Raw genomic sequence first — 13,120 nt, forward strand, 5'->3', positions numbered from 1 at the left:
TCTGATTGACAATCGAGCAAGGGCTGCGCGATATCTGCGAACAAGATTGAGATGAACCGGCATTGCCGGCTCATGAGATAATTGCAGGGAGGATGTCATGACGGGCCAAACCCGCCTTCTCGAAAATCGTTGGGATGATGCTTATGCCGCTACGCTCGATGAGCCTGGCAAGCTTCTGTATCGGTCCAACCTGCTGGGGGCCGACAAGCGCATCACCAATTACGGCGGCGGCAATACCTCCGCCAAAGTGATGGAGATCGATCCGCTGACCGGAGAAAAGGTCAATGTGCTCTGGGTCAAGGGATCTGGCGGTGATGTCGGTACGATCAAGCTCGATGGTTTCGCTACGCTCTATCAGGAGAAGCTCGACGCGCTGAAGGGCATCTACAAGGGTGTTCACGACGAGGACCGCATGGTCGGCTTCCTGCCGCATTGCACCTTCAACCTCAATCCGCGTGCTGCCTCCATCGATACGCCGCTGCATGGTTTCGTGCCTTTCACGCATGTTGATCACATGCATCCGGACGCGATCATTGCAATCGCGGCCTCGAAGAATTCGAAGGAATTGACTGAGAAGATCTTCGGCTCGGAAATCGGCTGGTTGCCCTGGCGTCGTCCCGGCTTCCAGCTCGGCCTTGACCTCGAAGCCTTCGTAAAGGCCAACCCGACAGCCAAGGGTGTGGTTCTCGAAAGCCACGGCCTGTTCACCTGGGCGGATGATGCCAAGGATTGCTACCTGCTGACGCTCGAGATCATCAACAAGGCGATCGCGTGGTTTGCGACGGAGACAGAAGGCAAGACGATCTTCGGCGGTGCCGTCGCAAAGAGCCTGCCGGCAGACGAGCGCCGTGCGATTGCCGCGCGCCTGATGCCCGAAATCCGCGGTCGCATCGGCAAGGCAGAGCGCAAGCTCGGTCATTTCGACGACCAGGATGCCGTGCTCGAATTCGTCAATTCGAAGAACCTGCAGCCGCTGGGCAGCCTCGGTACGTCCTGCCCCGACCATTTCCTGCGCACCAAGATCCGACCGCTGATCGTCGATTTCGATCCGGCAAAGCCGGATGTCGATGCGGTTCTTTCCGGCCTCGACAAGGCGCTCGAAGCCTACCGCGCCGACTACACCCGCTACTACGAGACCTGCAAACACGACAATTCGCCTGCGATCCGCGATCCGAACCCGGTGATCTTCCTGGTTCCCGGCGTTGGCATGCTGTCCTTTGCCAAGGACAAGGCAACCGCCCGAATTGCCGGTGAGTTCTATGTGAACGCGATCAACGTGATGCGCGGCGCCTCGACGGTCTCCGAATATCAGGGGCTGCCGGAGCAGGAAGCCTTCGACATCGAATACTGGCTGCTCGAAGAGGCAAAGCTGCAGCGCATGCCGAAGCCGAAGAGCCTGGCTGGTCGCGTCGCCTTTGTCACCGGTGGCGCCGGCGGCATTGGCCGGGCGACCGCTGACCGGCTGATGGCGGAAGGTGCCTGCGTGGTACTGGCCGATATTGACGCGGCGGCATTGGAGCAGACGGTCGCCGACTTCTCGAAGAGACATGGCGCGGACGTGGTCCGCTCCGTTCAGCTCGACGTGACGCGCGAGGATGCGGTAATCCGCTCCTTTGCCGAAGCCTGCGTGGAATTCGGTGGCGTCGACATCCTCGTGTCGAATGCCGGGATTGCCTCGTCTGCACCGGTCGAAGACACGACGCTTGCGATGTGGGACAAGAATATCAGCATCCTGGCCACCGGCTACTTCCTCGTCTCGCGCGAGGCCTTCCGGCTGTTCCGGCGTCAAAAGCTTGGCGGTAACGTCGTCTTCGTTGCCTCGAAGAACGGCCTTGCCTCTTCGCCGAACGCGTCAGCCTATTGCACGGCGAAAGCTGCCGAGATCCATCTCGCCCGCTGCCTGGCGCTGGAAGGGGCGGAAGCTGGCATCAGAGTGAATACCGTCAATCCGGATGCAGTGCTGCGTGGGTCGAAGATCTGGAACGGCGAGTGGCGCGAGCAGCGTGCGGCCTCCTCGAAGATCGAAGTGACCGATCTTGAGGAGCATTATCGCAACCGCTCGATGCTGAAGCTGAATGTTTTCCCGGAGGATATTGCCGAAGCCATCTACTTCCTGGCGTCCGATCTTTCGGCCAAGTCGACCGGCAACATCATCAATGTCGATGCCGGAAACGCACAAAGTTTCACCCGCTGACCTCCCAAGCGCCTCGCGGCGGTTTCGCCGCGAGGCTGTCAGCCGCTCTCTCGGGCGATTGGATGAAATGGGGTGTGGAGGAGAGGGCGGTTGCGCCTCTCGCATGATGCCCCCTGAAATGCGACAGATGCGCTGAAGCACGGTTCTTCATGCGCGAAGGAGGATCAAATGACCGAGACCCGGATCGCCGCAGATATCATCGCGGCAGAAAACGAGCGTCGTCAGAGCGCCCATCAAAGCGACTATGATGCGCTGGGCGCCAGGCTTTCCCGTCAGTCTATCGACATCGAGGCCATAACGGCGAAGGTTGCGGACTTCTTCGTTGCTGTTCCCTCCTGGGGCGTCGGCACAGGCGGCACGCGCTTTGCCCGCTTTCCCGGTCTCGGAGAGCCGCGGCATATTTTCGACAAGCTGGACGACTGCGGTGTGATCCAGCAGCTCACTCGCGCGACGCCGACCGTCTCGCTGCATATACCCTGGGATAAGGCCGATCCGAAGGAGCTGAAGGCCAAGGCCGATGTGCTCGGGCTCGGCTTTGATGCGATGAACTCGAACACCTTCTCGGATGGCGCCGATCAGGCGCATTCCTACAAGTTTGGTTCGCTCAGCCATGTTGACGCAGCGACCCGCCGTCAGGCGGTCGAGCACAATATCGAATGCATCGAACTCGGCTCCGCACTCGGTTCCAAGGCGCTGACGGTGTGGATAGGCGACGGTTCCAACTTCCCCGGGCAGAGCAATTTTACCCGCCAGTTCGAGCGTTATCTCGATGCGATGCGCGAGATCTACAAGGCGCTGCCGGATGACTGGCGGTTGTTCTCCGAGCACAAGATGTACGAGCCGGCCTTCTATTCGACGGTGGTGCAGGACTGGGGCACCAACTATCTGATCGCCCAGACGCTTGGTGAGAAGGCCTACTGCCTCGTCGACCTCGGCCACCATGCGCCGAACACCAATATCGAGATGATCGTCGCGCGCCTCATCCAATTCGGCAAGCTCGGTGGCTTCCACTTCAACGACTCAAAATATGGGGATGACGATCTGGATGCCGGTTCGGTCGAACCCTACCGCCTCTTCCTCGTCTTCAACGAACTTGTCGATGCCGAGCATCGTGGCGTGAAGGGCTTCCACCCGGCGCATATGATCGACCAGAGCCATAATGTGACGGATCCGATCGAGAGCCTTATTGCAAGCGCCAACGAGATCCGCCGCGCCTATGCGCAAGCGCTTCTGGTCGATCGTGCCGCGCTCGAAGGTTACCAGTCCGACAATGACGCGCTGATGGCGACGGAAACGCTGAAGCGCGCCTATCGCACCGATGTCGAGCCGATCCTGGCCGAGGCACGCCGTCTGGCCGGTGGTGCGATCGACCCTGTCGCCACCTATCGTGCCAGCGGCTACCGCGCCAGGGTTGCGGCCGAACGTCCCGCGATCAAGGGTGGCTCTGGCGGGATCGTCTGAGGTTGTTGGGCCACCAGGTCTCACAACGCAAGATCCATAAAGCGACAATTGGGCGAGTTAGAGATGCGACAGTCTCGCCTCTTGAAGCACTGATCACTGCCCTCGTCGGGAGCAAGGATGACGACTACGAGCTTGGTCAAGACCGTGAGCGGTCGGAGTCGTCACGTCCTTGTTGATTGGCCTGCCCCGACGGGGTGATCCGCTTAAAAGGCTAGTGCATGCTTGGCCTGCTGGCCACGGCCGGCGTTGACGCAGCTCCATTTTGGCGAGGCCAGACCGCAGCTTCGGGATGCCGGTGGCTTATGGCCCAGCGATGAGTGAGACCTCACGATGTTATGGTGCTGTCTCCAGTTTCGATGATGATCTTCGCCTCCTTGGGCGTGATTTCGCCGTTCAGCAGTTCGTCACGGAGCTTCGAATTGAAGCTCTCGCAATATCCATTTTCCCAAGGGCTGCCCGGCATGATGTAGGCAGTCCTGGCAGAATCGACGCAAGACTAGCTTGTCACAAAGCTGTCGTCGTTCCTGTGTTATCCGTTGGAAACGTTTCCAACGGAACTATTCCATGCCTAAGATTGCCAATACGAGCGTAACAATCAGAGATGTCGCACAGGCGGCCGGATGTGGCATAGCGACAGCCAGTCGCGTGCTCAACAAGTCCGGCTCTGCGAGTGCTGACGTGCGCGATCGGGTGGAGCGAGCTGCCCGCGATCTCGGTTTCAGCTTTTCTGCACTTGGCCGGGCACTGCAAAGCCGCCGGTCGATGACAATCGGCTGCCTGGTGCCATCGCTTGCCAATCCGGTCTTTGCCGAGGCCGTTCAGGGCATTCAGTCAGAGATTCTCGGTTCGGGCTACCAGCTTTTGATCTCTTGCTCCAACTACAATGAAGCCGCTGATGATGCGGCCATTGAGATGCTGTTGTCGAAGGAAACGGATGCGCTTGTCGCAACCATGGTCGCACCCGAGCGAAGCCCCGCCATGCAGCTTGCGCGCAAACGTGGCCTTCCCGTCGCACTGATGTTTCACGATCCCATGGAGGGTTTCATCACCTCCTACATCGACAATTTCGAGGCCGCCAAAGAGGTGGCGCGGCACTTTGTCGATTTCGGGCACAAGCGCACCGGATTTGTTGCCTTGCGATTTTCGACCTCTGATCGCTCGCGCAATCGCTACACCGGATTTCACGGCGAATGCATTGCGCGCGGCCTTACCGCACCCGCCCTGATCGAGATCGGCGAAGCCGAAGCCACCAAGCCTGAATGCCTGGCCGAGATCCTGGCGCAGCATCCGGATCTGACCGCGATTTTTGCTTCAAATGACTTCCTGGCAATCGCCGTGCAGAAGGCCGCTCGCTTGGCTGGCTGGCGGGTGCCGCAGGATCTCTCCGTTGTCGGTTTTGATGGCATTGAAGTGGGCCGGCTTCTCGAAGCGCCGCTTGCCACCATAGAGACCTCGCCAGAGGCCATGGGCCGCCAGGCGGCTCGCGCAATTCTCGACATGTTGCAAGGAAGTGTCGCTGTTCAGCCGCCCGCCTTGCCATTTCATTTCCGGCCCGGTGCCACGCTTGCAGCACCGAACCCGGAAAAAGGTGACGACGGTCGGGCTGCCACCCAACCGCCGTCTGCTCTTCCTGATGAACCTCACGCTCAACCAAGGATGAACCGATGAAACTTACCGTTCTTGCCGTTCTCTTCGCAACGGCTACGGCTGCACCCGCATTAGCCGAAGATGCCATCTGCTACAATTGCCCGCCGGAATGGGCCGATTGGGCGTCCATGCTCAAGGCGCTGGACGAAAAAGTCGGCGTGAAGATGCCGCATGACAACAAGAATTCCGGCCAGGCGCTCAGCCAGATGATTGCTGAAAAGGCATCCCCCGTCGCCGATGTCGCCTATTATGGCGTGACCACTGGTATTGCCGCCATCTCCGAAGGCGTTGTCCAGCCCTATAAGCCGGCCGGCTTCGACGAAATTCCGGAAGGCCTGAAGGATCCTGAGGGCAACTGGTTTGCCGTTCACTATGGCACGCTCGGCATGTTCGTGAATGTCGATGCGCTGAATGGCGCGCCCGTGCCGAAGTGCTGGGCAGACCTTACCAAGCCTGAATACAAGGGCATGGTCGGCTATCTCGATCCGGCATCGGCCTTTGTCGGTTATGCCGGCGCTGTTGCCATCAACCAGGCCTTTGGCGGTGATCTTAACAATTTTGAGCCCGCCATCAAATACTTCAAGGATCTGGCAGCCAACAGCCCGATCGTGCCGAAGCAGACCTCCTTTGCCCGCGTCGTCTCCGGCGAAATCCCGATCCTGTTCGACTACGACTTCAACGCTTACCGCGCCAAGTACAATGAGAGCGGCAAGTTCGAGTTTGTCATGCCCTGCGAAGGCACCGTCCGCGTTCCATACGTCATGAGCCTTGTCGCTGGTGCGCCCAATGAAGAGGCCGGCAAGAAGGCACTCGACTTCATTCTTTCGGATGAAGGCCAGGCCATCTGGACCAATGCCTATCTGAAGCCGGCCCGTCCTGTGGCCCTTCCGGCCGAGGTTGCGCAACGCTTCCTGCCGGACAGCGAGTATGAGCGCGCCGTCTCCGTCGACTATTCTGCAATGGCCGCTGCCCAGAAGGGCTTTGGCGAACGCTATCTGGCCGAGGTGAAGTGACATTCTGGCCGGGCAGGGCGTTTTAGCGCTGCCCGGCCTTCCCCTTAAGGAGCCTGTCCCCATGTCATCCCGATTGTTTGTCAGCCTGTGTCTTGTGCCACTGGCCATCTTTGCGCTGGCTTTTCTGGCCCTGCCCATTGCGCGGCTGATCCTGGCCTCGGGCGAGGGAGAGGCGGGCTTTGCAATCTATTGGCAGATCCTGCAGACGCCGCGTTACCTGACGACCTTGATCCAGACGGTGCTTGTTTCATTTGCGGTCACACTGGCAGCCCTTCTTATCTCGACCACGGTCGGCGTATTCCTGACCCGCAATCGCTTCTTCGGCCGCTCGATCCTCCTGTCGATCCTGACACTGCCTCTCGCCTTTCCGGGTGTCGTCGTCGGCTTCATGATCATACTTCTTGGCGGACGTCAGGGCCTGTTCAATGCGATCTTTCCAGGTCAGGCTGTCTTTGCCTATTCCATCTTCGGGCTCTTCCTCGGCTATCTCTACTTCTCGATCCCGCGCGTGCTGCTGACCGTCATGGCCGCTGCCGAAAAGATCGATCCTGCGCTCGAAGAGGCAGCACGCACGCTCGGCGCCCCACCGCATCGAGTGGTGCTCGATGTGCTCTTGCCAGCACTCGCACCCGCGCTGATTGCCGCTGGCGCCATTGCCTTTGCGACCGCCATGGGCGCCTTCGGTACAGCCTTCACCCTTGCCACCGATATCGATGTGCTGCCGATGGTGATCTATACCGAGTTTACCTTGTCGGCGAATATCGCCATGGCTGCCGCCCTTTCAGTTTGCCTCGGCGTGGTGACCTGGGCAATCCTGTTTGTGGCGCGGATCTTCTCCGGCTCAACCGTTGCTGCGGGAGGCTGAAGACAATGCGCGCTGGAAAAGCACTGCCGTTGATTGTCACCCTTCTTGCCGCGGCCTTCCTTCTGGTGCCGACCATCCAGTCGGTTCTGGCGGGGGTGACGGTCAATTATTTTCAAGGGTTGAAATCGGGTCTGACGCTGAAATGGGTCGAGGAGGTCTGGGCCCTTTATTCCGGCTCGATTTTCCTGTCCATGGGCATTGCCATGGCCTGCCTCATCGTCACCCTGATCATCGGGGTCCCTGCCGCCTATGTAATGGTCCGCAATCCCGGTCGTCTGACCCGGGCACTCGAAGAGTTCATCTCGCTGCCGCTTGCCATTCCAGGTCTTGCGCTCGCATTGGCGCTGCTTCAACTCTACGGCACCTACAAGGGTTTTCGCATGAGCTGGACCTTCATTCTGGTTGGCCATGTTCTCTACACGCTGCCCTTCATGGTCCGCTCCGTCATGGCCGTTCTTTCGGCGATCGATTTGAAGACGCTGGAAGAGGCAGCTGCAAGCCTTGGCGCAGGGCCGGCGCGGCGCTTCGTCGATGTCGTCGTGCCCAATGCTCGGCCGGGCATTCTGGCCGGTGCGCTCACCGTGGTGACACTGTCGATCGGCGAGTTCAACCTGACCTGGATGCTGCACACGCCTTACCTGAAAACCCTGCCGGTCGGTCTTGCCGACAGCTACGCCTCCATGCGGCTCGAGATCGCTTCGGCCTATACGCTGATCTTCTTCGTGATGATCGTGCCCCTCCTTCTTGCCATGCAATGGGCCAGCGCCCGTGCCCAGAGGATCACGCAATGACGCTTGCCCTTCGCAACATCGCCAAAACCTTTCCCGGCGGCACCCGTGCGCTTCAGCCGACTGATCTTGATATAACGGAAGGAGAAATCGTCTCGCTGCTCGGGCCGTCCGGCTGCGGCAAGACGACACTGCTGCGCATCATTGCCGGTCTTGAAACCGCCGACCATGGCGCCTCGATCCGTTTCAATGACAGCGACATGACCGACCAGCCGGTCGAACGGCGCAAGATCGGCATGGTGTTTCAATCCTATGCTCTCTTTCCCAACATGTCGGTTCGCGGCAATATCGGTTACGGCCTGAAGATGCAGGGCCTGACGCGTCCGGAAATCGAAGCCCGCGTTGATGAGGTGATCGCACTTTGCCGGCTGGAGCCCTATGCCGCGCGTTCGATTACTGCACTTTCCGGCGGCCAGCGCCAGCGCGTGGCACTTGCCCGCGCCTTTGCGCCGCGCCCACGTCTCTTGCTTCTCGATGAACCCTTGTCGGCGCTTGATGCCGCCTTGCGCACCACGCTGCGGGATGAGCTTGCAGGCCTGCTGCGACAGTTTGGCATTACCGCGATCTTCGTCACCCATGACCAGGATGAAGCCATGGCGATTGCCGATCGGGTCGCCGTCATGTGCCAGGGCCGGATCGAACAGATCGGCACGCCCGAGGCGCTTTACCGCACACCGGAGAATGCTTTCGTTGCGCGGTTCGTCGGCAATTCCATGCCGCTTGGCGGTCATATCCTGGGGGCAAACTTACGTCTGCCCGGCGGTGCGCTGTTGCTGCGTGCGCCCGCCGATGGCAAGGCCGCCTTTGTCCGCGCCGAAGACGTCAAGATTACAGATGACGGCCCCTTGGTTGCAAGGGTCGAAACCGTCACCTTCCTTGGCACGCATTACCGCATCGCTCTGTCAGGCGCTGCCGACGACACCCTGTTTTGCCTGCATCAGGGCCTGAGCGCGCCGAGACCTGGCGAAACAGTCCGTCTTTCGATCGCACCGCAATCCATCCTTACCCTCAATCCCGAGAAAGCAGCCGCCTGAATGCCAGCCTTTATCCAGATCAGTGATCCCCATATTGTTGCCAAAGGCGCGCTTGTTTGCGGCCATTCCGATACTGAGACTGCGCTGCGCACCGCGGTTGCCTCGATCAACGAACGCTTGGCCGCTCTTGGGGCTATCGATTGCGCCATCGTCACCGGCGATCTGACCGAGCATGGTAGGGACGAGGAATATCAGCATTTTGCCGAGATCATGGCTGATCTTGCTTTGCCCTGGCTTGCCATTCCCGGTAATCACGACAGGCATGAGGGCATGCGCAAAGCCTTTGGCGGTTCTGACTGGATGCCAGAATCCGGTCCCATTCATTGGATGCGCGATTTAGGCCCCTTTGCCGTTGTCGGTCTTGATACGCTGCTTGAGGGCGCGCATCACGGCTGGCTGTCCGAGGAGGGATTTGCCTTCCTCGATCAGTGCCTTGATGACCTGAACGGTCATCCGGTGATCGTCGCGACCCATCATCCATGGTTGCCTTGTGGCATCATGCCCATGGATCAGGACAATCTGCGCAACGGTGCAGCCCTGATGGAGCGGCTGGAACGTTATAGCGGCGTTGCAAAGATGATTTCCGGCCATGTTCACCGAGCGATCACTGGCCAGATCGGCAGGGTCAGCTGCCTGATTGGTCCGTCCACGGCCCATTCCGTCCATCGCGATCTGCGCGAAGGAGCAGTGCATGCGCTTGCCATCGAGCCGGGTGGTGTGACCCTGCATGCCTGGCTTGATACTCCGCAGGAGTTACTGATCGCCGACGTCTTGCCCTTGAGCCTGAAGCCAGCCGTCTGGCCCTTTTGACAAAAAAAACGATCGGTTGGTGGTGCTCTTGAGGGGGCTGCCGAAAGGCACGAAGACCTGAAACAGCCGGCTTGACGCCCCTATGGCAATCCTCCTTTTTTGGAGACGGCTGAGGCTGGTCCGGCCTATCTGCGCTTTCGGGTCGGCAAGGGCGTAGAGGCTGATTTGCTCAAGGAGATGATCGGCTTTTTGGTTGAAAAGCGCATGGTGCGGTGGGTGTGGGCAGAGCATCGGCCGCTGGTCTCATTCCTTTCAGTATCTCGCCCCGGCCTTGCGCCGAAATCGATACATGGGGTCTCTTCAAGATTGCGTCACGTGGCAAATGGGGCGATGATTGCCTTTTGGTTTGGAGAAGGTCTCCGTCGATGCGCAAAACGCCAGACGCAATAGATCGGCATGTTGGCGCCCGTATCCGGCTTCGTCGCAACATGCTGGGTGTAAGCCAGGAGAAACTGGCCGAGGGGCTGGGGCTGACATTCCAGCAGGTCCAGAAATATGAGAAAGGCACGAACCGTGTCGGTGCAAGCCGGCTGCAGCATATTGCTGCGATCCTCGACACGCCCATCACCTACTTTTTCGAGGAAGGGCCAGACCCCGTGGTTAGCGGCGTAGAGGTCGATTGCGATTCGCCGACCCTCTTGCTTGCCTCCAAGGATTGCCTGGCGCTTGCCCGTGCCTTTGCCGCAATCGAGGACAAGGTTGTACAGCAGAAAGTGCTGTCCCTTGTCCGCGCTCTGAGCTCTGGCCAGACTGATGCAGTCGATCTGGGAAATCAGGTCCAGGTGTCGGTGTGAGCGTTTCGTCCAGATGCCCTTTCGCCTCCTGACGCTTGGAACTTGCCGGCTTGAGGATCATGAGGGCCGGCATGTTCCGGTATCCTCGGCGGCTCTCGTCATGCTGGCCTATCTGAGCGACAGAGGCGCGCCTGTCTCTCGTCACGAGCTTGCCACCCTCTTGTGGCCGGGGGCAAACCATGTGGCGCAGACCAATCTTCGCTCAATGTTGCGCCGGTTTGTGATGGCATGCGGTGACCGGGACGACTTGCCACTGATAATTGGCAGGCAGGACCTCAAAGCCCCCCCTGCCATGCTTCACTGGGATCTCCATCATCTGGATCAAGGCACTGACTCCGAGCGCTTGAAGGCTCTCTCCGACGCCATGTCGCGGGGTTTTCTGATCAAGGAGACCGCTCGACCAGGCAGGCTCGGTCAATGGATTTCCCAAACGCGTCTGCGCCTTTGGGAAATGCTCAAAGAGGCGCTGCTTTCCTGCCATGTTTCTGCCGAGCGAGGCAAAAGTCCTGCCGACATCAGGCGGGCGGCTTTGATCTTGCTTGATGCAGAGCCGGATGACGAGGTGGTGAGATCTGTGCTTGAAAGTTCGATCCGGACGGCCGAGCCGGTTGCGTCGCCTGTGCCTGGCTTATCTTGCACAGTATCTGAACCCCTGGCTTTCGGGACAGCCGCCTCTTTAATCCGTTCGGGTCCTTCAACCATCGTATCTGGCTTGGAAGATAGGTTGCTGGCAGGCTCTGCGGCTCGGACGAAGGTGTCTGGTCATATTAAAGTATCGTCTCCGGTCGTCGCATCGCTTCCGAGGCTCGCGCTCCTGCCGCCGGAGACACAAGAAGGGAGTTACGCCAATCACCAGGTTGCAAATGCCCTTATCGAGGACCTGACCATCGGGCTTTGCGCCAGCCGCAGCGTTCGTGTGGTCGCACCCTACACCGCCCAGAAGTTCAGAGCATCCAACGACAAGGCGGCACTGCTTCGGCGCCACGAGGTCCATTATGCGCTTGATACCAGGCGATCGGGCGACTGGCTCTTTGCTCAACTTGTCTTTCTTCCTGCAGATGACGTGGTTTGGGCGACCCGTTTCAAGCTCGATGCCATGCAGACGCTGCAGCAAAGATCTGTCATTGCCGAAGCGATCCAAACCTCGATTATCGAGCGCATGCAAGGCAATGATGCCCCATTCGAGAATTTCAAGGCAGGCCCGGAAGCCTATTTTGCCTACCTTTCCGGTCTTCACGAATTGTCTGAAGTCTCGCTTCCTGCCTTGAGGCGGGCGCGCAAGCAGTTTCGGTCGTCTGTTGCACATGACAGGGATTTTGCGCCGGCACTTGCTGGCCTGTCGCGGACATTGACCCTTGAATGGGTTCTCACAGCGCAGGGTGATGATGCACTTCTGGCGGAAGCGGAACGGCTCGCACGACAAGCGATCGAAACCGATAGCTTGTCCGCCTTGGCTTTCAAGGAGCTCGGGGTCTCGCAACTCTACAGGGGCCGGATCGACGACAGTCTGGCCGCCCTTCAAGAGGCGGAGCGGCTGAGCCCACATTATGCCGAGGCGATTTACAGTCACGGAGACAGTCTGACACATGCCAGCCGACCAGGCCTTGCCATCGAGAAGCTCAAGCAGGCCATATCCCTCAATCCGATAGCGCCGGATGTGTATCTCTGGGCTGCTGCTGGTGCCTGTTACTTTCTTGAGGATTATGCCCAGGCATTGTCTTACGTCGATCGCATGCAGGACAAGAAGCCTGCAACTCGGCTGGCCGCCGCCTGTTGTGCCATGCTTGGCGACCTGAAGCGGGCGCGGCTTCACCGGCTTCGCTTTCTCAAGGACAATCCGAGTTTCGATCTGGATAACTGGCTGGCGATGGTGCCCCACAAGGAACAGTGGCAGACCGAACTTTACCGCGAAGGATTGGTCCGGGCTGGCTTCAAGTCAAAATGAAGCATCGGTTGCTTGCTCGTCGAGTGGCAACGAAGAACCCGGGGTGAGAGTTCTGAGCCCTGAATATCGTTTCGTTGCAATTGGTTGAGATGGCGCGCATCACGTGTGCAACGCTTTTGCAACGCGCAACCTATCGCTTACCATGCCAGACTGCAGCCTCCATGATTTGAGGGACTTGCATGAAGATATCGGCTGGAGCCTCGCTTGAGGACCAAGCAGACGAGTTGCTGGCGATCATCAACATGATTGGCTTTACGATCGGTGCGGCACGTGACCTCGGTGTCGAAGACGATGTCAACGAACTCGAGGCAGCAAGGGTAAAACTTGTCGCATAATGGCGCGAGATCGGGCTTCCTGATCTGTCCCTTGATGAGCTGAGCCGTCTTGCGCGAACGGCTGCTGGCCGCTGCTGAGTGGGGCTTGCAGGTGTATAGGGCATCGGTGGGTGCCCTTGCCTGCCGGAGATACCAACGAATTCCAGCAGTAGCCTAGTCTTAACCTTCTGGTTCTTGGCACGGATGGTGTCCGCATCAAGTGGGCTTTGCAGTCTTAAGCTTTCACGAACGCCC

The 13,120-nt window shown here is 59.2% G+C and carries 11 protein-coding genes and 1 pseudogene; 11 read left to right on the top strand and 1 reads right to left on the bottom strand.

The genetic code is table 11. From position 1 onward, the window contains the following. Positions 1 to 97: 97 nt before the first annotated feature. Positions 98 to 2,194: a bifunctional rhamnulose-1-phosphate aldolase/short-chain dehydrogenase gene (locus tag H6M51_RS18035; protein WP_185811209.1), complete on the top strand. Its 2,097-nt coding sequence runs from the start codon at positions 98 to 100 to the stop codon at positions 2,192 to 2,194. Positions 2,195 to 2,362: 168 nt separating this feature from the next. Further along, a complete protein-coding gene (gene rhaI / locus H6M51_RS18040; protein ID WP_185811210.1) occupies positions 2,363 to 3,655 on the top strand; it encodes an L-rhamnose catabolism isomerase in 1,293 nt (430 codons plus the stop codon). A 211-nt stretch (positions 3,656 to 3,866) separates the two neighbouring features. Here the strand turns inward: rhaI and H6M51_RS18045 are convergent. Continuing rightward, positions 3,867 to 4,136, bottom strand: a pseudogene (locus H6M51_RS18045) (transposase); the annotation flags it as partial. 83 nt (positions 4,137 to 4,219) lie between these two features. On the opposite strand from H6M51_RS18045, the gene H6M51_RS18050 reads away from it, so the two are divergent. From H6M51_RS18050 to H6M51_RS18090, 9 genes are all read left to right on the top strand, one after another. Then, complete coding sequence (locus H6M51_RS18050; RefSeq protein ID WP_185811211.1) at positions 4,220 to 5,323, top strand: LacI family DNA-binding transcriptional regulator; 1,104 nt, start codon at positions 4,220 to 4,222, stop codon at positions 5,321 to 5,323. Then, positions 5,320 to 6,315 (top strand): ABC transporter substrate-binding protein, encoded by a 996-nt coding sequence (locus H6M51_RS18055; RefSeq protein WP_185811212.1) that lies wholly within the window; start codon positions 5,320 to 5,322, stop codon positions 6,313 to 6,315. Before H6M51_RS18050 ends, H6M51_RS18055 begins: the two co-directional genes overlap by 4 nt. Positions 6,316 to 6,376: 61 nt before the next feature. Continuing rightward, positions 6,377 to 7,180 carry an ABC transporter permease gene (locus tag H6M51_RS18060; protein WP_185811213.1) on the top strand — a complete coding sequence of 268 codons (804 nt, stop codon included), beginning with the start codon at positions 6,377 to 6,379 and terminating at the stop codon, positions 7,178 to 7,180. Between the two features lie 5 nt (positions 7,181 to 7,185). After that, on the top strand, positions 7,186 to 7,971 hold the full coding sequence (locus tag H6M51_RS18065) for an ABC transporter permease (RefSeq protein ID WP_185811214.1): 786 nt from the start codon (positions 7,186 to 7,188) through the stop codon (positions 7,969 to 7,971). Continuing rightward, positions 7,968 to 9,002 carry an ABC transporter ATP-binding protein gene (locus H6M51_RS18070; protein WP_185811215.1) on the top strand — a complete coding sequence of 345 codons (1,035 nt, stop codon included), beginning with the start codon at positions 7,968 to 7,970 and terminating at the stop codon, positions 9,000 to 9,002. The genes H6M51_RS18065 and H6M51_RS18070 overlap by 4 nt, the downstream gene beginning before the upstream one ends. Further along, complete coding sequence (locus tag H6M51_RS18075; RefSeq protein ID WP_185811216.1) at positions 9,003 to 9,812, top strand: phosphodiesterase; 810 nt, start codon at positions 9,003 to 9,005, stop codon at positions 9,810 to 9,812. A 365-nt stretch (positions 9,813 to 10,177) separates the two neighbouring features. Continuing rightward, positions 10,178 to 10,606: a helix-turn-helix domain-containing protein gene (locus H6M51_RS18080; protein WP_185811217.1), complete on the top strand. Its 429-nt coding sequence runs from the start codon at positions 10,178 to 10,180 to the stop codon at positions 10,604 to 10,606. A gap of 754 nt (positions 10,607 to 11,360) precedes the next feature. Beyond that, positions 11,361 to 12,551, top strand: a complete 1,191-nt coding sequence (locus H6M51_RS18085; RefSeq protein WP_185811218.1) for a tetratricopeptide repeat protein — start codon at positions 11,361 to 11,363, stop codon at positions 12,549 to 12,551. Positions 12,552 to 12,730: 179 nt separating this feature from the next. Continuing rightward, positions 12,731 to 12,886 carry a hypothetical protein gene (locus tag H6M51_RS18090; protein WP_185811219.1) on the top strand — a complete coding sequence of 52 codons (156 nt, stop codon included), beginning with the start codon at positions 12,731 to 12,733 and terminating at the stop codon, positions 12,884 to 12,886. Positions 12,887 to 13,120: the final 234 nt, after the last annotated feature.

It is taken from the genome of Rhizobium sp. AQ_MP (assembly GCF_014237835.1).
In the GTDB taxonomy this organism is placed as follows: Bacteria; Pseudomonadota; Alphaproteobacteria; order Rhizobiales; family Rhizobiaceae; genus Allorhizobium.